11 protein-coding genes and 3 pseudogenes are annotated in these 19,120 nt (G+C 37.6%); 12 read left to right on the plus strand and 2 right to left on the minus strand.

Translation table 11 applies throughout. The features are described from left to right. The first annotated feature begins 445 nt into the window (after positions 1 to 445). The 8 genes from xseA to ACFINL_RS07860 all read left to right on the plus strand — a co-directional run bounded on the left by xseA (position 446) and on the right by ACFINL_RS07860 (position 11,471). Positions 446 to 1,876 (plus strand): exodeoxyribonuclease VII large subunit, encoded by a 1,431-nt coding sequence (xseA, locus tag ACFINL_RS07825; RefSeq protein ID WP_375612272.1) that lies wholly within the window; start codon positions 446 to 448, stop codon positions 1,874 to 1,876. Then, complete coding sequence (locus tag ACFINL_RS07830; RefSeq protein ID WP_375612273.1) at positions 1,854 to 2,480, plus strand: DNA-3-methyladenine glycosylase I; 627 nt, start codon at positions 1,854 to 1,856, stop codon at positions 2,478 to 2,480. Before xseA ends, ACFINL_RS07830 begins: the two co-directional genes overlap by 23 nt. A 1,625-nt stretch (positions 2,481 to 4,105) precedes the next feature. After that, on the plus strand, positions 4,106 to 5,731 hold the full coding sequence (locus ACFINL_RS07835) for an ABC transporter substrate-binding protein (RefSeq protein WP_375651314.1): 1,626 nt from the start codon (positions 4,106 to 4,108) through the stop codon (positions 5,729 to 5,731). Between the two features lie 361 nt (positions 5,732 to 6,092). After that, a complete protein-coding gene (locus ACFINL_RS07840) occupies positions 6,093 to 7,709 on the plus strand; it encodes an ABC transporter substrate-binding protein (RefSeq protein WP_375647229.1) in 1,617 nt (538 codons plus the stop codon). 110 nt (positions 7,710 to 7,819) lie between these two features. Then, a complete protein-coding gene (locus ACFINL_RS07845; protein ID WP_375613823.1) occupies positions 7,820 to 8,893 on the plus strand; it encodes an ABC transporter permease in 1,074 nt (357 codons plus the stop codon). Positions 8,894 to 8,895: 2 nt separating this feature from the next. Next, a complete protein-coding gene (locus tag ACFINL_RS07850; protein WP_273790732.1) occupies positions 8,896 to 9,825 on the plus strand; it encodes an ABC transporter permease in 930 nt (309 codons plus the stop codon). Continuing rightward, the gene (locus ACFINL_RS07855; RefSeq protein ID WP_375647233.1) at positions 9,818 to 10,702 is read left to right on the plus strand and encodes an ABC transporter ATP-binding protein; all 885 of its coding nucleotides are present in this window, start codon (positions 9,818 to 9,820) and stop codon (positions 10,700 to 10,702) included. The genes ACFINL_RS07850 and ACFINL_RS07855 overlap by 8 nt, the downstream gene beginning before the upstream one ends. Next, positions 10,689 to 11,471, plus strand: a complete 783-nt coding sequence (locus ACFINL_RS07860) for an ABC transporter ATP-binding protein (protein ID WP_273790734.1) — start codon at positions 10,689 to 10,691, stop codon at positions 11,469 to 11,471. The genes ACFINL_RS07855 and ACFINL_RS07860 overlap by 14 nt, the downstream gene beginning before the upstream one ends. 550 nt (positions 11,472 to 12,021) lie before the next feature. On the opposite strand, the pseudogene ACFINL_RS07865 reads toward ACFINL_RS07860, so the two are convergent. Continuing rightward, a pseudogene (locus ACFINL_RS07865) lies at positions 12,022 to 13,943 on the minus strand (autotransporter outer membrane beta-barrel domain-containing protein); the annotation flags it as partial. Positions 13,944 to 15,458: 1,515 nt separating this feature from the next. Beyond that, positions 15,459 to 16,703 (minus strand): annotated as a pseudogene (locus ACFINL_RS07870) (autotransporter outer membrane beta-barrel domain-containing protein); the annotation flags it as partial. Positions 16,704 to 17,466: 763 nt separating this feature from the next. Between ACFINL_RS07870 and ACFINL_RS07875 the strand changes: the two are divergent. From ACFINL_RS07875 to ACFINL_RS07890, 4 genes and pseudogenes are all read left to right on the plus strand, one after another. Continuing rightward, entirely contained in the window at positions 17,467 to 18,183 is a 717-nt protein-coding gene (locus ACFINL_RS07875) for a hypothetical protein (RefSeq protein ID WP_375651316.1), read from the plus strand. A 13-nt stretch (positions 18,184 to 18,196) separates the two neighbouring features. Further along, complete coding sequence (locus ACFINL_RS07880) at positions 18,197 to 18,658, plus strand: phage tail protein (protein WP_375610994.1); 462 nt, start codon at positions 18,197 to 18,199, stop codon at positions 18,656 to 18,658. After that, positions 18,655 to 18,909, plus strand: a complete 255-nt coding sequence (locus tag ACFINL_RS07885; RefSeq protein WP_375638846.1) for a tail protein X — start codon at positions 18,655 to 18,657, stop codon at positions 18,907 to 18,909. Before ACFINL_RS07880 ends, ACFINL_RS07885 begins: the two co-directional genes overlap by 4 nt. Then, positions 18,900 to 19,120 (plus strand): annotated as a pseudogene (locus ACFINL_RS07890) (late control protein); the annotation flags it as partial. The gene ACFINL_RS07885 and the pseudogene ACFINL_RS07890, both read left to right, overlap by 10 nt.

Consider the following 19,120-nt stretch of genomic DNA (forward strand, 5'->3'; position numbering starts at 1 on the left):
TGGAATAGTGCACCACGTATTTTTTATAGTGCAATTGAAAAATAAGAAGGTATCAAGTTTATAAAATATAAAAAACAGGGTCATGATATATTTGATGTATTGTAAAGCTCTTTAATACTTTGCAATACATTGAATTCTATCGGGAATGGATTACTATGTTGTGTAGAGAATTTTATTTCAGGAATTCTTATAGAAGATGTGTTTGTTTGGATGTTAGGATTGAATATTTTAGCTTCTATTGATACAATTTTCGGATGAAATAATGACTCTAGACATCCCCATACAACGGCTTCAAGTTTTTTTACAACCCTGATAATCGATTTGAAATTAAAAATATAAGCTGTTCTAGCCGGTGTTATGGGTATTTTGATGAAGCTATAAATCAAAAGTTTAAAGATGTGTTGTTTCAAAAAGATTCACAGAAACGGGCGTAAAGAATTGAAAAATGGTAAGTTTGTTTAGTGAAAAAACAGGTGTAACAAATGTGGCAGAATTCACTGTTTCCGAAATAGCAGGGGCTCTAAAGCGTGTTGTTGAAGAAAAGTTTGGTTATGTACGGGTGCGTGGGGAGATATCAGGGTACCGTGGTACTCATGCTTCGGGACATGCTTATTTTGCTTTAAAAGATGATAAGGCACGGTTGGAGGCTGTTATTTGGCGTGGAGTTATGGAAAAGCTCAAATTCCCTCCTGAAGAAGGGATGGAAGTAGTTGCTGTTGGTAAACTTACAACTTATCCAGGGTCATCGAAATATCAAATTGTCATTGAGGCTCTTGAACCAACGGGGGTTGGTGCTTTGATGACACTTCTTGAAAATCGTAAGAAAAAGTTTTTAGAAGAAGGCTTGTTTGATGAAGAAAAGAAAAAAACTTTGCCTTATATGCCTCGAATTTTAGGCGTTGTAACATCACCAACAGGTGCTGTTATTCGTGATATTATTCATCGTATATCCGATCGTTTTCCGTTGCATATTTTGGTTTGGCCTGTACGTGTTCAGGGGGAAACAAGTGGGAGGGAAGTGGCTGTTGCTGTTGAAGGTTTTAATGCTCTTGGTCCAGGTGGACTTATTCCAAAACCTGATCTTATTATTGTTGCACGGGGAGGAGGAAGTTTAGAAGATTTGTGGGGGTTTAATGACGAAGCTGTTGTTCGTGCTGTTTATGAATCTTCTCTTCCTGTTATTTCTGCTGTTGGGCATGAAACGGACTGGACCTTGATTGATTATGTGGCTGATTGGCGCGCTCCAACTCCTACCGCCGCAGCAGAACGGGCTGTTCCTGTTAAGCTTGATCTCGAGGTGCTGGTGGCATCGCTTGATGCACGTTTGCGCAAGGGACTCGCGCGTTATTTGGATTTTTATCGACAAAAATTGCGTGCTACTCTACGAGCTCTTCCGACTGCCGATCAACTTTTTGCTTTACCACGGCGTGGTTTAGATGAAACTTCAAGTCGATTGCAGCGTGCTCTTTGTGTAAGCTACGATAAAAAACGTTTTTCTTTTCATGCACTTGGTGTGCGTTTTTCACCGCGTTTGTTAAATATTGAAAAAGCACAACGCAATACAAAGGAATATACGGCACGTCTTCAGCGTGCTTTTGTGCGTAGTGTGGAAAAACAACGTGCTGGGTTAGAGGTAGTATCTAGGCTTTTAAGAAGCACTTCATATCAGAATATTTTGGAGCGCGGTTTTGTTTTGGCTTTGGGGAAAGATCATAAGCCCATTAAACGATTGGTTCAGTTTCCTGAAACAGGGCAAATAAATTTACGCTTTTTTGATGGAGATATCAGTGTTGCAACACAAGAACCTGTTTTTTCTAAACGGTCAAAACACAAGCAGATAAAGTCGCCAAGCGATGATCAAGGAACTCTCTTTTAATACGGTTAATGCCATGCTTGCGGAAGGTCTTCTTAAGGGAGTGGATGAAAAAGTTCGTTGCGCATGGGCTGGAACGGATCCACTTTATTGTGCTTATCATGATACCGAATGGGGAAAGCCTATTTTTGAGGATATTCGTTTGTTTGAGAAAATTTGTCTTGAAGGTTTCCAAGCGGGGCTTTCTTGGTTTACAATTTTAAAAAAACGCTCTTTTTTTCGCGTTGCATTTGATCACTTTGACTTTGAAAAGATTGCTCATTATGATGAGCTGAAGGTGCAAATGTTAATGCAGAATAAAGACATTGTTCGCCATCAAGGAAAAATTCAATCAGTGCTTAATAATGCATTGAGAGCACAAGAAATTATAACAGAGTGGGGGAGTTTGTCCCACTATTTTTGGTCTTTTCAACCACCACAATTGGAGCGTTATGAAAAAATAGATTTTCAAACACTGTTAGCTAACCCTATGACACCTGCTTCTCTTCGTCTTTCTCAAGACTTGAAGAAACGTGGTTGGACATTCGTTGGCCCCACAATTTGTTATGCTTTTATGCAGTCCGTAGGAATTGTTAATGATCATCTTGAAGGATGTTTTTGTCGATAAATTGGCAAACTTTCTTTTGTAAGAGTAATGATTAATAGGATAATAATTGAATTATTTAACAAATATATAAGTTATACAATTCCGCTGTATAAGATAATTGAAATATACAAACTATACAATAGTAATGATTTTCTATTGTTGTTGGCACTAAAAACGATAAAGGTATAATTTTGAGGATGAAAAAACAGACGCAAAAAGGAGTGATATCTTAACTGTTATGTATCTGAAGTTAGATCATGGTGATGTCTTGTATGTTTTAAAGAAACATCTAGTTACACCAAGGCCCATTTTGTGACGCAGCTCATGAATACTATGACAGTAAATCCATCGTGCACTCCATCTTTACGCTTATGAAGGAGAAGATCGGCACCATCACACATTTACTAGCTCTCAGTGTTATGAAACAGTCTTTGGTATTTGTAATGGTTCAGAAGAGTTTTTTTATTTCCGTTAATAACATGACTGTTATAATTAATGAATATTTTATTCATGTTTGTTGACGAATGCAAAGTGGTTGTTAGATGGGGTGCTGTTGTTGCATTGTTTTTCTTTGCTTGTATGACTGTTGATTTATTTATATGTAGGTTGATTGCCCAATGCTTACCTAGGCAATATAAAATGAAATGCAGCGATGAAAAATTGAAGTTAAATGACTCAAGCTGCTTGTGTTGGGTTTTATTATCTGATAGCTTTCCTCTATTAGTAGAGTGATCTTGCCGCGTGTGCGCTCCAATTTTTTGGAAGATGATTAAGCTCATGCAGGCTTGTATCCACTACATTGCTTCGTTGAATCTCTGTATGTTTCCGCTGGAAACGAGAGTTCTGTTGCGATATGTTGTTTTCTATTCTATTTTTATAGTGGTAAAGCAATGATGCACGCCAAAGTTTAGAAGGGTTTATATTCGTTATGTCTTTAGGGGGGAAACGTCTAATGAATTTTATTTTTATCAATGAGAGAATGCATTTTAGTGTATATTCTTTTATTGTAAGCTTTATTTCTCAAAAGATAAAGCGTGGAAGGAATGCTTCTTCTCATTTTTCCTTTATTTTTGTTAACGCGTTTGGTTTTGTTGGTAAAAACGTAAAACTTTTGACACTTAGTTTTCAAAAGATTAAGCAGATTTTTGTGGGGGGTAGCGTTTTAGAAAAGATATTTTCTTATGTCTTTCTGCTGTTTCAGTGTCGTTTTGGTCATGTAGTAAAGATGCGCCGTATCTTGAAACAGTGTTTGAGGGGGATGACTATTTTTAAAGTTTGCATATTTTATTTTAAATGTCGCCTAAAGGAATAGAATAATGAATTCATAAATTTTTGCGTAATGATTTTTTTAAAGCTCACTATTTTTGGGGCGACAAGGCTTATTGATGATTAATAGAGAACTGATATAGTGCATTATCATATGCAAAGAGGTTATGAAAAGAATGTAATACTGGTTAGCAAAACATATATTGCATGTTCGTTATGGTTTATTGAGACGTAAGTCAATGAATTTATCAAGTAGATGACTCTGTGTAGGTGATTAAAAATATAGGCGATTAGAACGTATTTATTCAATGTTATAATTATAAATTTGCTATATTATTTCAGCGTCATTAATTGATAAAAATAAATAAAGGGAAAAGTTTATGAACTTGAAGAAAACAATATTGAAAAGTAGCAGCTCTCTTGTTTCTGCTCTTATGGCATTGGCAATGGTTGCACAACAAGTTTCAGCAAAAACACCGGCTAATACCCTTGTGATGGCTTGGAATCTTGATGCAATCAGTACGTTTGATCCCGCACAACTTAATGATGTTTATGGAAGTGAAATTATTTACAATATTTGTGATAATTTGGTCAGTACTGCGACAGATGATCCTGCTAAAATGGTTCCCGCTTTAGCAACACATTGGGATGTTTCAGGTGATGATCACAGTACGGTGATTACTTTTCATTTACGTGATGGTTTGAAGTTTAATGATGGTCGATCAGCCAATGCCAATGATCTTGTTTGGGGTATGAAGCGGATTGTCAAATTGAAGATGGGTAATGCGGCAATTTTTAATGAATATGGAATTACAGAGCAAAATGTTGATGATGCTTTGCAAGCTCCCGATGAGAAAACGGTTGTGATGAAATTTGATAAACCTTATCCAGCAGAGCTCATTCTTAATAATATTGTTGCGAGTCGTGCAACAGCTTTGCTTGATCGTAAGACGATTATGAAACACGAAAAAGATGGCGATTTTGGAAATCAGTATTTGAAAAGCCATGCTGCTTGTGTTGGTCCTTATCAGTTAAAAAGTTGGCGTCCTGGAGAAGCTCTTTTGTTGCGTGCAAGCTCTCACTATTGGGGACAAGCGCCTAAACTGAAGCAGATTTTAATTCGCCATGTTGCAGAGCCTGGAACACAACGTTTGTTGTTGCAAAAACATGATATTGATGTTGCTCGTAATTTGACACCTGAAGATCTTGCAGATCTGCAAAAAACAACAGATGTTAAAGTTGAAAGAGTGTTAGTGCCAACTATGATGTACTGGGGATTCAATACGACGAATCCTATTTTTGCTAAGGAAAAAGTGCGTTTGGCGATGCGTTATCTCATAGATTATGAAGGTCTTGGCAAGAAGCTTCTCAAAGGGATTGGTATCCCACGGGCAAGTTTTATTCCTCTTGGCAATGTTGGGGCTTTGGATGAAAAAGAGGGGCAACCCTTTAAACTTGATATTCAAAAAGCAAAACAGCTTTTAGCAGAGGCTGGTTATCCGAACGGATTTGAGGCAAATTTTCTCGTGTCAAACACTCCTTATACTTTGTTACTTGCTCAGTCACTCCAGGATAGTGCTGCACAGGCGGGCGTGCGTCTTAAAATTGAACGTGTAGCAGGTACACAGTTGTTTTCAAAAGTTAATGCACGGGCTTTTGATACGGCTTTTATCGGATGGAATAATGATTCTGTGGATCCTCATACAATGGCTTCACGTCTTATTTTCAATCCAGATAATCGTTTTGAGGCTAGAAATACAGCCTATCCTAGTTGGCAGCATGGGTATTTTGATGCCAATATGAATCAAAAAGTTGAAGAGGCGTTATTTCAAAAAGATCCGCAAAAACGGGCACAACTCTATGCTGATTTACAACGTGAATTGATGCAAAAAGGACCTTATGCGTTTATCTTTCAACAATATAGCGTTGTCGCGATGACGCCTGATATCAAAAAGTGGGTTTGGAATAGTGCGCCGCGTATTTTTTATAGTAAAATTGAAAAATAAGTGTGTCTTTTTAGTGTTATCAAAGCTAAAAAGAGCTTAATCATAATTGCATGATGAAAGTATTCTCCCATATAAAGCTCTTCAGTTTTTTAAGGACGAAACTGTGAGGGATGTTTGTGTAGTAGCAGTATATAATTAAGATCGTTTATAGGGAGCGATGAATATAGAAAGTTATATTGGGGAGGATCTTTGTTTATGGTTATAGATTCTCTGCATCCCGAATATAGACTGATGTATAAGAAAATTATTTTATAGGTGCTTAGTTTGATTAAATGAAATTGATGTCTAATGCTATGCTATTTAAGCAAAATCACAATCACTTTGTGTGAAAAGGTAGAAGAATACAAAAGGAAGAGATAAAATGGGAAAACAAAGAATATTGAAAAAATTTTCTATTTTATTAAGCTCAATCGTTTTTTTTAATGGGGCTGTAACATCGGCATTCAGTGCCTCATCTAAAGATATATTGGTAATGGCATGGAATATTGATTCAATTAGTAGTTTTGATCCAGCGCAAACTGTTGAGGTTGTGACGAGTGAGTTATTGACGAATATTTGCAGCGCGTTAGTGAAATATGATGAGCATGATCCTACAAAAATTCGCCCTGCTATGGCAAAATCTTGGGACGTTTTAGATAATGGCAAAAGAATAGTCTTTCATCTTCGTGATGATTTAAAGTTTAATGATGGAAGGATGGCTACAGCGCAAGATCTGGTATGGTCGATGCGACGGATTATTAAATTAGGATTAAGCTATGCTCAATCTTTAATGGATTATGGGTTTACCAAAAACAATATTGAAACAAATATTCAGGCTCTTGATGATAAGACTTTACAATTAAAATTAGATAAACCCTATCCTATTCAGCTCATATTGACTGTTATTGGACAATCTTATGCTTCTGCTTTGCTTGATCGGAAAACAATTGAAGCACAGAGTATTAACGGTGATATGGGGAATAAATATTTAGCAACACATACAGCTTGTGTTGGACCTTATAAATTGGTGAGCTGGTCTCCAGGAGATAAAGTTGTGTTAGAGGCGACACAACATTATTGGGGCGATGTGCCTAAAATTAAGCAGATTGTTGTGCAGCATGTAGCGGATTCATCAAGTCAAAGACTTCTTTTGGAAAAAGGCGATGTGGATATAGTGCGTGATCTTTCTTCAGAGGATATTTTAGATCTTGAAAAAAAAGGAGGCCCAGTCAAAATTAGTCGTGTTTTGCGTCCGCAGATTATTTACCTATCGTTAAATAATAAGAATGCAATTTTTGCGAATGAAAAGGTCAGATTGGCACTTCGTTATTTGGTTGATTATGAAGGTCTTGGAAAAACTGTTTTGAAAGGGATTGCTATTCCACGGGCAATTTATATGTCTTTAGGTGTTCCAGGTGCTTTAGATGAAAAAGAAGGTTTGCCTTTTCAGTTGGATTTGAAAAAAGCAAAACAACTGATTACTGAAGCTGGTTATCCTAATGGGTTTAAAGCTAATCTTTTAGTTGGAAGCCTTAGTTATATGTCGTCTGTTGCACAGTCTATTCAAGCCAATGCACGCAAAATTGGTGTTGAGCTTACAATTGAAAAAATGGCACAAAATCAATTGTTGAGCCGTGTACGTGGTGGAAATTATGATACTGCTATTATGGGGTGGGGGAGTGCCGATCCTGATGGACATCCTGCTTCATTAAATCACGTGTTTAACCCTGATCCAACATTTACAAAAAAGCACAATATGTATTTAGCTTGGCGCGCTGGGTATTATGATGAAAATATTAATAACATGGTGATGGATGCTTTGTTTGAGCAAGATCCCAATAAGCGCATTGTGCGATATCGTACTTTACAGCATTATGTGCTAGAGCATGGTCCTATGGTTTATTTATTTCAGACATATTATACCGTTGGTATGGGACCTGATGTCAAAAAATGGATTTGGAACAGTTATAGACTTTATTACAATGAAGCAGAAAAATAAAAAGAAGCATGTTATAGAAAAGGATTGTAGAACATGCTTAATAAGAGATTGTTTTGTTATATAAAAAGGTATTTGCTTTATGTTTTGTCGCTACAGAGGGGATTTTTATAATGGTTTTGCCACTTTCAGAGACTGAAAGAGCTGTATCAGAAAAGCAGAAAAAATTATTTTTATGGGATTTTTTATGCAAAGGATTGAAACTTCTTATTTCAGTTTTTATCACATTGCTTGGGTTGGTGACGATCACTTTTTTTCTTGGTCATCTTCTTCCTCTAGATCCGGTTCTGTCTATTCTTGGTGATAATATCAGTCAGGAAGCTTATGATGCAATGTATTATAAGCTGGGTCTTGATAAGCCGTTGATTGTCCAATATTGGAAGTATCTTCATAATGTATTTTTGTTTGATTTTGGAGATGCTTTAACTTCTGGGCGACCTGTTCTAGCGGATATTATGCGTGTGTTTCCTGCAACATTAGAGCTTGCAACCGTTGCTATTGTTATTGGCACAAGTCTTGGAATTCCATTTGGTGTTTTTGCAGCAATGTATCGCGATTCATTTATTGATTATGTTGTCCGTGTTTTTACACTTGTAAGTTATTCTACTCCAACATTTTGGCTCGGATTAATGGCGTTGTTAATATTTTACGCCAAGCTTGGCTGGGTTGGTGGCCCAGGACGACTTGATTTTCTTTATGAATATTCTTTTGAACCAAAAACAGGATTTTTCCTTTGGGATACTGCAAGCCAAGGACAATGGGAGGCTTTTGGTAATGTTTTTAGTCACGTTATTATGCCTGCTTTGATCTTGGCTTTCGGTGCTATGGCTTATATTAGCCGTATGACTCGTGGGTTTATGATTGAGCAGCTTAATCAGGAATATATCATTACTGCACGTGTAAAGGGATTATCGTGGGCGCGAACCGTTTGGGGGCATGCCTTTCGAAATGCTGCTGTTCAAATTATTACTGTTGTTGCACTTTCTTATGCTTTTTTATTAGAAGGGGCTGTTTTAACGGAGACAGTTTTTGCTTGGCCTGGTTTTGGACATTACTTGACAAATGCTCTTTTAGCCGGAGATATGAATGCAGTTGTAGGATGTACTTTACTTGTAGGATTTATCTTTGTCGCCATTAATTTATTTTCTGATTTGCTTTATCGCATTTTTGATCCAAGGACACGTTGAATATGACAGTAAGTAATCATCATAAATCGCAATCATCATCTTCTTTAGGTAGTTGGTTAAACGATCCTGTTCCAAACTCCATAATTCAAGCGAACATACAAAGAATTTATCACGCACTGGCTAAGTTTTTTCATAACTTTTCGGCTGTATTCGGTCTGCTTATTATTTGTATTATTATCATATGTGCATTTTTTGCTCCTTGGATTGCTACGCATGATTTTCTTAGCAATGATCTAGGGCATCGGTTGCAGCCACCCTCTATGGCGCATTATTTTGGAACAGATGAATTGGGACGTGATATTTTTAGTCGCCTTGTTTTTGGTTCCCGTATTACTCTTTATGTTGTTTTTCTTACAACAGTTATTGTAGGTCCAATAGGGCTTATTGTTGGAACTGTATCTGGTTATATGGGCGGATGGGTTGATACTGTGCTCATGCGCATTGTCGATATTTTTCTTGCTTTTCCAGGTTTGATTTTAGCTCTTGCATTTTCAGCCGCATTGGGACCAGGGATTGAAAATGCTTCTATTGCAATTTCAATTGCAGCATGGCCACCAATTGCACGTTTAGCACGTGCTGAGACTTTGACAATACGTTCTTCTGATTATGTTTCTGTAGTTCGCTTGCAAGGGGCCTCTGCTTGGCGAATTATTTTGTTTCATGTTGCGCCCATGTGTATTCCTTCAGTGATTGTACGATTAACTTTGGATATGTCTGGAATTATTTTAACGGCTGCTGGTCTTGGTTTTTTAGGGTTGGGAGCTCAACTTCCAAGTCCTGAATGGGGTGCGATGCTTTCTTCAGGGCGGGAATTTATGATGACAAATTGGTGGTTGGCGGCAATACCAGGCTGTGCAATATTATTTGCAAGTCTTGCTTTCAACCTTTTAGGTGATGGTCTTCGTGATGTATTGGATCCACGCAATGGGTAATAAATTATTAGAAGTAGAAGATTTACGTATTTCTTTTCCTACAACGCGCGGCATTTCAGAAGTTGTGCGTGGCGTTAGTTTTTCTGTTGGAAAAGAAAAAATTGGAATTGTTGGTGAATCCGGATCTGGAAAATCGATGACTGGGCGCGCAATACTAAGGTTGAGTCCAAAAGCAGCCATTGTTAAAGCTAAAAAAATGCGCTTTGAGGATGTTGATTTATTGGCCACAAGTGAACCTCAGATGCGAAAAATCCGTGGGAAACGTATTTCAATGATTTTACAGGATCCCAAATATTCACTTAATCCATTAATACGGATCGGGGAACAGATTATGGAGGCTTACCGTATTCATTACCGTGTTTCAAAAGCTGAAGCGAGGGAGCGCACCATATCTATGTTAGAATCTGTTCATATTCGTGATCCTGAACATGTGATGCGTCTCTTTCCTCATGAAATATCTGGGGGGATGGGGCAGCGCGTGATGATTGCAATGATGCTCATTCCAAAACCTGATTTAATTATTGCTGATGAGCCAACATCTGCACTTGATATTACGGTCAGACGACAAGTTTTATCTGTATTAGATGAACTTGTGACAAAATCTGGAACCGGACTTATTTTCATTAGTCATGATTTAAATATGATTGCTGATTTTTGTGATCGTATTTTGGTGATGTATGCGGGCCGTGTCTTAGAAGAGTTGCCTGCTTCTAATTTGTCTCACGCTTGTCATCCTTATACAAAGGCGTTGCTCGCGAGTTTGCCACGGCTTGATAATCCAGTTGATATTTTGGCTGTTCCTGAGCGTGATCCTGATTGGTTGTATAATCCTACGATTGTTAATGGCGTTGAGGAGGTTCCTCATGACAAATTGTGAGAATATTATTGATGTTTCTAATTTATCTGTAACTTTTGGGCACAGGCATAAGGCAGTAACAGTTGTTAAAAATGTTAATTTTCATATTAAACGTGGTGAAGCTTATGGTTTGATTGGTGAATCCGGATGTGGAAAGTCAACTATTTTGAATACATTGGTGGGGCTTATTCCAGATTATAGTGGAAAATTCCTTTTTGCTGGACAAGAAGTTGAAAAGAAAAGAAGTAAGGATTTTTTACGCTGTATTCAAATGGTTTTTCAAGATCCTTATGCTTCGCTGCATCCAAGAAAAATGGTCCATACGGTTCTTTCTGAATCGCTCAAAATCCATGGAATGGATAATCAAAGAGAGCGGGTGGAGGATGCTTTAGATTCCGTTGGTTTAGATTCTTCATTTCTTTATCGTTATCCTCATGAGTTGTCTGGAGGGCAGCGTCAGCGTATTGCTCTTGCACGTGCTTTAATTATTGAGCCAGAGGTGTTGTTGCTTGATGAGCCAACATCTGCATTGGATGTGTCGGTACAGGCTGAAATTTTAAACTTGTTGAAATCACTGCGCGTGAGAAAAAAGCTTACTTATTTAATGGTATCCCATGATCTTGCTGTTGTTGCACATATTTGTGAACGTGTTGGAATTATGCATAAAGGGATTATTCTTGAAGAGCTTAGCAATGATGAATTGCGTAATTTACATGCGCAACACGATTATACAAAGGAGTTTTTTGAAGCAAGTATAGAGCCTATTGTCCATAGAGAGCAAAGAGCATGATCAATTTTACAGAAGAGAAAATGTAATTTTATTTGTTTTGAAGTTTCTGGAGATGTTTGGCGGCATTGTTAAGAGGGAAGGGGATAATAGGATTTTTTCAGTATGAATTTTCTGGGCAGTGTTTGAGCTGTAATATTTTAAATCCTATTAGAACTTCCATTTTGAAATATATGAGTGACTTATAACATACATCCCTTTGTTTGATATTATTGCATTATTTTTTACTTATCATTTTATGTTCAAAAGTGTTATTTTACCATTTTAAGCATTAAATTCGTGAGAAATAACAAAAGATAGTAATGTTGTATTTTCTAGAAAAGCTTCTCATTATTTTACAATATCATTTTGTTTTTGGTTGTTCTCTTTTTTACAATTTTATTCTTTATAAAAAGAATTTTTTGTAAAAAACATCCAATGGTCAATGAATGTCTTCAAATATTTCGCTGTTCTCTATTTAAAAAAGCGCTTAAAAACAGCTTATAATAAACCAAAAAGGCAGCAATATGCTGCCTTTTTGTTAAATTGAATAGGCTATTTTTACAGTTTTGATTTAAAACTGATAGAGTATTCCTCCTGAAAAGCTTGCACCACTTATACCAGTTTTTTGAAGCTTTTGTTGATAGCTGACATCACCATGAAGGGAGAGGTTAGCGGACAATTATGCACTAATACCAAGCCCACCTTCAACGGAACTTCCCGAGGGGTCACATTTATAATACTTATCAATATGGAATGTCTGATCATCACCAAAGGTTTTGATTAAGTTTACTTTTCCATAGAAAGACATAGGACGGCTGTTTTCAGTGGCAATGGTTTTTGTCAAACGTCCACCAACACGGGATTATCCATTGAGAAGGATTTTGCATCTCAATGGTCAGATTATCAGCATCTTTAATGGTATCAAACATCAAATGTTGATAGGCAAGCTGTGCCTGCGGTTCGAATGTTACGGCTTGAATACCCGTTGCAAATTGTTTGCCAACAGTGGTGGAGATACTCAACATTTTGGCGTTTTTCAATTTTGCAGTTTTACCAATGAGAGCATTGGTGATATCTCCCTTTATTATCCCATAGGATAAAAGCGTATCAAGATAGAAACCATTGTCACGCTGTTTACTGCCATAGGCGGCGGTGAGTTGAAATGACTATTTATTCAATATGCTCTTACTTGCTGTCTTGCATATCTTTGGGGGTGAAAGAGAGTTGCCCGTAGGTTCGGACAAGACCCAAATGTGTTGTAGATATTTTTCCCTTCTGCGCGACAAGGTTAATAGCTCCTTGTAGAACAGCATAGTGAAGATGAGCACTGCTATAACCATATTTACTAGGAGCACTACTTATCAGAAAATAAGCTTCCTGTTTCTCTATAGGCGTATAAGAAAAAGCCATTCCGTTTGTCTTATTCTTTCCTTAAGACAGATGTCGCATATTGGCTAACAGTTGCACTTTGCTTATCCATATCGGTCAATCCAGCATACAAGAGAGCACATGGCATGATAAAATAGCTTGTATTTATGGCACGATGGTTTTTACTTTTGAGTCGCTATCAAGCAGTACTGGTTGTAAGCGAAAATCCCAGAAATTTTTATTTTCTCCTAAAAGGTTTTGTTCAGCATTTGTTTTACTGTGGTTTGATTGTGGTCCATAAGCTTTCAGTATATATTTATAAGGTGAACCACTTATTGTGATATAGTCCTGTGCAAGTTTGAAAGAGTTTTGATTTACTTTCCCAGAAACTTGAATGAGTGAAAGACCACGTGCACTGGTAAGAGCAGAAGCATCTGCTTTAATATTGTTCTTTTCTAAATGTCCAGTGATATAAACCAGTGTAGTCCCTGAAACATCACCGTGAATCAGAAGATGGTCAGCTTTTTGTTTGTTTATGGCAGCACTATCACTCCATTCGACGTTGAAATGAATTTCTGCTTTTCCTGTAGCATTGTAGACTTTTTTAGTATTTGGTCTGCCAGATCCTATGTGCAACGTGTGATAATGATTTTCAGTTGGCTCTTCAAAAACAATAGAGCTGTTATTGATGTTAAGGACAGAAATATCAGAACGTGCTCTTTGAGCAATATCAAGCAGTTTTTTGTTCTGGCTTTTTTTATTTGTGCTTGTTTTCAATGTCCATTTCGTATTGTTTTGCAAATCAAAGACTGTTTTGAATTTTTTTTCAGTGCTCACTTTGCCGTCTAAGATGGAGCGATCGGCGTTTAGTGTAAAAGTGAAATCATTTTTTTTCGTTGAAGCTTCGGTTACTAATAAAACATTGGCACGGATTTCTGAATTTTTGAGATTGGCTTTACCAATTGATTCATTTGCATTAATTCCAGTACCGTTTTTAATATGAAGTTTTGTATTGGTTAAATTGATTTCTGATGTTCTATTGTTCTTAGACTTTTCAAATGCGATACCTCTATCTTCTGCTGTGGCAGAAACATTTGTTACATCAATATGTCCATTATTATTTACAACAAATGCACTATTTTCGGCAATTATTGTCCCTCCACTCATTTTGATTGTGCTGCCATTTTCTGAATAAAGTCCGATCTCAGCATTTTTAATCGTTGTATGGCCATATAATTCAACTAAACTGCCAACATCTTGGCTTTCCGCACCGAATCCGTTATTATCTGCTGTTATTAGAGTAACATTCGTGGCTTTAATATGTCCGCCGTTTCCGGCAAATAATGCAGTAGTTTTACCTTGTACTGTTCCTCCCGTTATGGTGATGGTGGATTTTGAATCTTTTGCATAGAGCCCACTGTCATCAGATGATGTAATTTGAGCATTGTCAGTTAAAGTAATAGTACTGCCGTTTATAGCAGATACTGCTGCACCTTTTGCGTTAAATGATCCTCCAGAAACTGTTATTTGAGAACCATTATCTGAAATTATGCTATTGATTGCTTGCGGAACGGTTACATTTTCTAAAGTAATGGCACTTCTTCTTGCAATTATTGCATTGATTAGTAGTGCATTATCCTTACGATTTAATATCGTTACATCTTTCAGTTTGTTATTGCTCTTGTTTTTTAACAAGTGAACGCCTGCTTCGGAAGCAGTAATGGTTCCTCCGATCATTTTGATTGTGCTATCGTTTTGCGCATCAATTCCGATTTTAACGTCACTGATCGTTGTATTGCCAAGCAATTCAATCACACTGTTAGAGCCAGAGGCAGCTGCACCAGCAGCTACACCACTGCCATTATTAGTTGCTTTTAAAGCAACATTTGTAACCGTAATATGGCCACCTATGTCTGCTTCTAAGGCTGTATATTTTCCTGTCACGTTTCCTGTTGTCATTGTAATTGTGGATTTTGAGTCTCGTGCATAGAGGCCTGCTTCATCATGTGACGTAATTTGAGCATTGTCCGTTAAGGTGATACTGCTACCGTTTTGAGCACATATTGTTGCATAGCTTGAATCAAATGATCCTCCAGAGATTGTTATGTTAGAACGATTATTTGCAATTACGCTGTTGCCTGTTTGAGTCACTTTTACATTTTTTAAAGTGAGACCACTTTCTTTCTCTAGAAGAATTCCTTTGCCTGAATTTTTATCTTTACCGGTTGATATTATTACATTTTCTAGTTTACTTTCGGCGCTCTTACTGTTCACGAAGCCAACACCAGTTTTAGAAGTTGTAATAGTCCCCCCAATCATTTTAATTACGCCACCGTTACTTGCCACAAGCCCAACACCAGCATTCTTAATCGTTGTATTGCCATATAATTCAATCATACTATTAGCGCTATTGACTCCTGCGCCTATTATAGGAACATCAGTGACCTTGCCCCCATGTTCATTTGTTGTTAGAGCAACATCCGTGACCTTAATATGTCCACCGTTTTCTGCGACCAACGCTAATTCTCCGGTTACTGTTCCTCCCGTCATTGTGATGGTAGAATGTAAACCATTTGTGTAGAGTCCTTTGCTATTCGATGATGTTGATGTAACTTGAACGTTACCTTTTTTATTGCTGGTTAAAGTAATGTTGCTGCCGTTTCCAGCGTATACCCCTACGTTTTTGCCCTCAAATAATCCTCCAGAAACCGTTACTTTAGAATGATTATTTGCAACTATGCCACTTTTTGCCTGCGTAACTGTTACATTTTCTAAAGTGACGTTGCTTTCCTTGTCGGCACCTATTCCTGTGATTTTAGGCTCTTTATGGTTACTGCCCGATATTTTCACATTTTTTAGCTTGTTTCCATTGCTCTTACTATTATAGAAACCAGCGCCGGTTGCAGAAGCTGTAATGGTCCCTCCGATCATTTTAATCATTCCACTGTTTTGTGCATGAAGACCGATTACAGCATTCTTAATTGTTGTATTCCCATGCAATTCAATCACGCTGTTCGGACCGCCGGCGACAACTGTTCCGATTTTATCATTCGTCGCAGTTAACGCAACATCCGTGACCTTGATATGTCCACCGTTTTCTGCAACCAACGCCATTTTTTCTGTGATTACGCTTCCTCCCGTCATTTCGATTGTGGTTTCTGAATCTGTTGCATGGAGTCCAGTGCCATGAGATGATGTAGTTTGAACATTGTTAGTTAGAGTTACGCGACTGCCATTGTAAGCAGATATTGCTGCCTTTGTGGCATCAAATGATCCTCCCAATATCGTGATTTCAGATTTATTATTTGCTGTAACGCTATTCGTTGCCTTAGTCACTTTTACATTTTCTAAAGTGACTTCACTGTCTTTGTCTGCAAATATTGCAAAAGTTAGTGGAGCTTTGCCTTTGCCACTTGATATTATTATATCTTTTAGCTTGTTTTCAGCATTCTTACTGTTCAAGAATTTAGTGCCAGTGTTGGAAACTGTGATAGTTCCCCCAGTCATTTTCAGTGTAGCACCATCCTTTGCTTCAAGACCGAAGAAAATGCTAGAACCAGTTCCTTTAATGGTTGTACCATCCAGTAATTCAATCGCAGTGTTAGAACCTTCAGCTGTTATAGCGTGCGCATTTGTGCCTATGTTGGTGTTTGTTTTTTTGTTTCCGATTATCGTCAAATGCTTGCCGATAATTTGACCACCTTTTTTTGCGTGAATAATTTCGTAGGTTTCGTTGGAAACTTCTTTTTTATTTTCTGAAATTTCAAGATTTTTAGCTTGTGCATTAAGATTGATACCAGAAAGTACAACTGCCACAATTGCTGTGCAGGATAGAAGAAATTTTTTAGGCATCAGTCTACTCCTTTTAAAGCCCCCAACATTCATTTTCCCGCTAACTTCATAAGCAGAAGTGGAAATAGATATTGCTTTTATTTTAATAACACAGCACTTTGATATTTTGTTTTGCTTTTTTTGTCAAATTTAAAGTTGTATTTATGTTTAATTATGTAATATTAAATTTATTTCATAATGTATTTTTATATAATTATATTTTAAAAATAAGTTTTTTATTAATGGTACATATTATTTTATATCAATATTCATTTATTTTAATATTTATTGATGTATAATTAAACAAGTACAGTTATATAAAAATAAATTAAAAATATAATATAAATAAGAATAGTAGTGTTTTTAATATTGTACATTTTCAAAAAAATAAGATATTTTATATTTTTAAAGTTAATAAATAACAAATATTTTTGTGTATAATTTACTTTATACTTTATATTTTATATTGAGTGGAAAAAGGTGAAATTAGAGTGGATATGTGATAATTGATTGTTCTTACCTACATTATGTATCGAATGAGTTTTTGACAGCAAAAATGAGAGAAGGCTTTAATAGAGCGTTGAGGGTTCTTTGAGTGCTCAGTATCTTCTTTGAACAAATAAAATATAAAAATATGTAGAATCCGCCGATAAGCCACAATTTCCGAAAGGCTACATACTATACAAAACTCCGTTTGATGTAGTTTGACATTAGGTTTTGTACTAAGTGGGAAGAGGTGAGATTAGTTAGAAATACGTGATAATTTATTGTTTTTATGGTTATTTTTTACCATTAAATGCGCGTTTTGTAAAATGGCATGGGCAAGGACCATCCCGTTTTAACGAGCGCCATTATCAAAACTATTGCCGCCCTGATGGCTTTTAACATTGCTCTACGTGTGTTGCGCTTTACCATGACTGGCGCACACGTCTTGGTTTATTTTGGTTCCGATACGGCAACCATCACCAAATGGAAAAACATCATTGCTGCTGCTTTCGACTTCTCTTCCCATTGGCAAAAGTTTAAACAAGGACTTTCCTCTGTTGTCGAGTGGTTTGGCAATTTGTGGGAGGGCGTTAAACAAAGCTTTTCCAACTTTTGGCAATGGTTGAAGAGTTTTTTTACACAGGAAAAGCTCTCGGAGAGTGCCAAGGCTGGTATGGAACAAGCGGGCGAAGATCTGGCTAATTCGATTGTCGATGGCTTTATGTCGTCTATCTCACAATTGATGGATTTTTGTAAATCTTTGCCTAGCCGCATTAAGGGGTGGATTGGTTCCATTGATGTAAGAGAGTTTTTGCCAAGTTTTTTGGGGGGTAAAACAGCCATTCAACCCATACCACAATTTGCGGGGGCTTCTCCTGTAAATTCATCTGCGAGAGAGCAAAGAGACAAAGACCGTTCCCCCATCACACACAATCAAAATGTCACAGTGCATGTTAATGGGGCGCGTGAACCCATGGCCACTGGTCGTGCGGTTGCCCATGCTTTGCAACGGGCACGTGCTAATGCGCTGCATGGCGGGACAGAATGAGGGGAGGGAGCCTATGAGAGATCCTTTGATGATGTTAGGACCGCATCAATTTTATGTGGACTGGCTGAATTTCCAATCCTTTGAAGAAGAGTTTTCTGCCTCATGGGTTTGTATGGAGCGTTTTGGCAAGGCACCCAGTTTGCAATTTACCGGCTATGGCAATGATGCAAAAACCATTCATGGGGTTTGGTTTCCAGAAGAATTTGGTGACCGAGTAGCGATAGATGCCATCACTACAACTATTCGAAGAGCAAAGCCGGTCCAGATGCTTCGTTGGATTAATGATACGACCTATAGTGTCCTTCTCCATGGATCCGTAGTAATCACCACGATCAATAAAGACCACGACTATATCAGTCGCTCTGGTCAATCCCAGCGCATCCGCTATTCCATTACGCTCTTGCCCTTTTTTAATGGCGGAAAACCACAAGGACAATACCAAGAGAGACAAATCCAAGTGGGACAAACTTTATGAAGATACCAGAAAAACATGTTGTTGTAGAGCTAGAGGATATGAGCCTCGATCTCCTTTGCTTTCACCATGTCATGGCTGTGTTAGGGGACCGTTCTCAAGTTGGGGGACTAAACGGCTATTTAGAAGCCACACTGGAAGCTAATCCAGAGATTGCCAAATATGGTGTGTTTTTACCACGGGGCTTAAAGGTCATTCTGCCTGAGTTTGTCAGCCAAGAAAAGAACAGCGTGGTGAAGCGGTTATGGGATTAATGCGCACGCATCCTTTTATTGAGGTGAGGGTGGGAGACAAACCTGTTCATGAGGTTTTTTATCAGCGTCTTTTAACCGCAACCATTACGGACCATGCCGGCAATGAAGCCGATACATTTGAAGCAGAGTTTGATGATAGTGGTAATGATTTAGAGGTTCCCTCAAGCAACAGCACTCTGCAAGTGATTTTTGGCTATGAGAACAGCATCAG

The organism is Bartonella sp. AA78NXGY (assembly GCF_042197005.1).
In the GTDB taxonomy this organism is placed as follows: Bacteria; Pseudomonadota; Alphaproteobacteria; order Rhizobiales; family Rhizobiaceae; genus Bartonella.

Excerpts from the sequence above, each read along its gene's own strand:
- xseA (WP_375612272.1), top strand. The coding sequence starts at position 446 with ATGGTAAGTTTGTTTAGTGAAAAAACAGGTGTAACAAATGTGGCAGAA.
- ACFINL_RS07830 (WP_375612273.1), top strand. The coding sequence starts at position 1,854 with ATGATCAAGGAACTCTCTTTTAATACGGTTAATGCCATGCTTGCGGAA.
- ACFINL_RS07835 (WP_375651314.1), top strand. The coding sequence starts at position 4,106 with ATGAACTTGAAGAAAACAATATTGAAAAGTAGCAGCTCTCTTGTTTCT.
- ACFINL_RS07840 (WP_375647229.1), top strand. The coding sequence starts at position 6,093 with ATGGGAAAACAAAGAATATTGAAAAAATTTTCTATTTTATTAAGCTCA.
- ACFINL_RS07845 (WP_375613823.1), top strand. The coding sequence starts at position 7,820 with ATGGTTTTGCCACTTTCAGAGACTGAAAGAGCTGTATCAGAAAAGCAG.
- ACFINL_RS07850 (WP_273790732.1), top strand. The coding sequence starts at position 8,896 with ATGACAGTAAGTAATCATCATAAATCGCAATCATCATCTTCTTTAGGT.
- ACFINL_RS07855 (WP_375647233.1), top strand. The coding sequence starts at position 9,818 with ATGGGTAATAAATTATTAGAAGTAGAAGATTTACGTATTTCTTTTCCT.
- ACFINL_RS07860 (WP_273790734.1), top strand. The coding sequence starts at position 10,689 with ATGACAAATTGTGAGAATATTATTGATGTTTCTAATTTATCTGTAACT.
- ACFINL_RS07875 (WP_375651316.1), top strand. The coding sequence starts at position 17,467 with ATGGGCAAGGACCATCCCGTTTTAACGAGCGCCATTATCAAAACTATT.
- ACFINL_RS07880 (WP_375610994.1), top strand. The coding sequence starts at position 18,197 with ATGAGAGATCCTTTGATGATGTTAGGACCGCATCAATTTTATGTGGAC.
- ACFINL_RS07885 (WP_375638846.1), top strand. The coding sequence starts at position 18,655 with ATGAAGATACCAGAAAAACATGTTGTTGTAGAGCTAGAGGATATGAGC.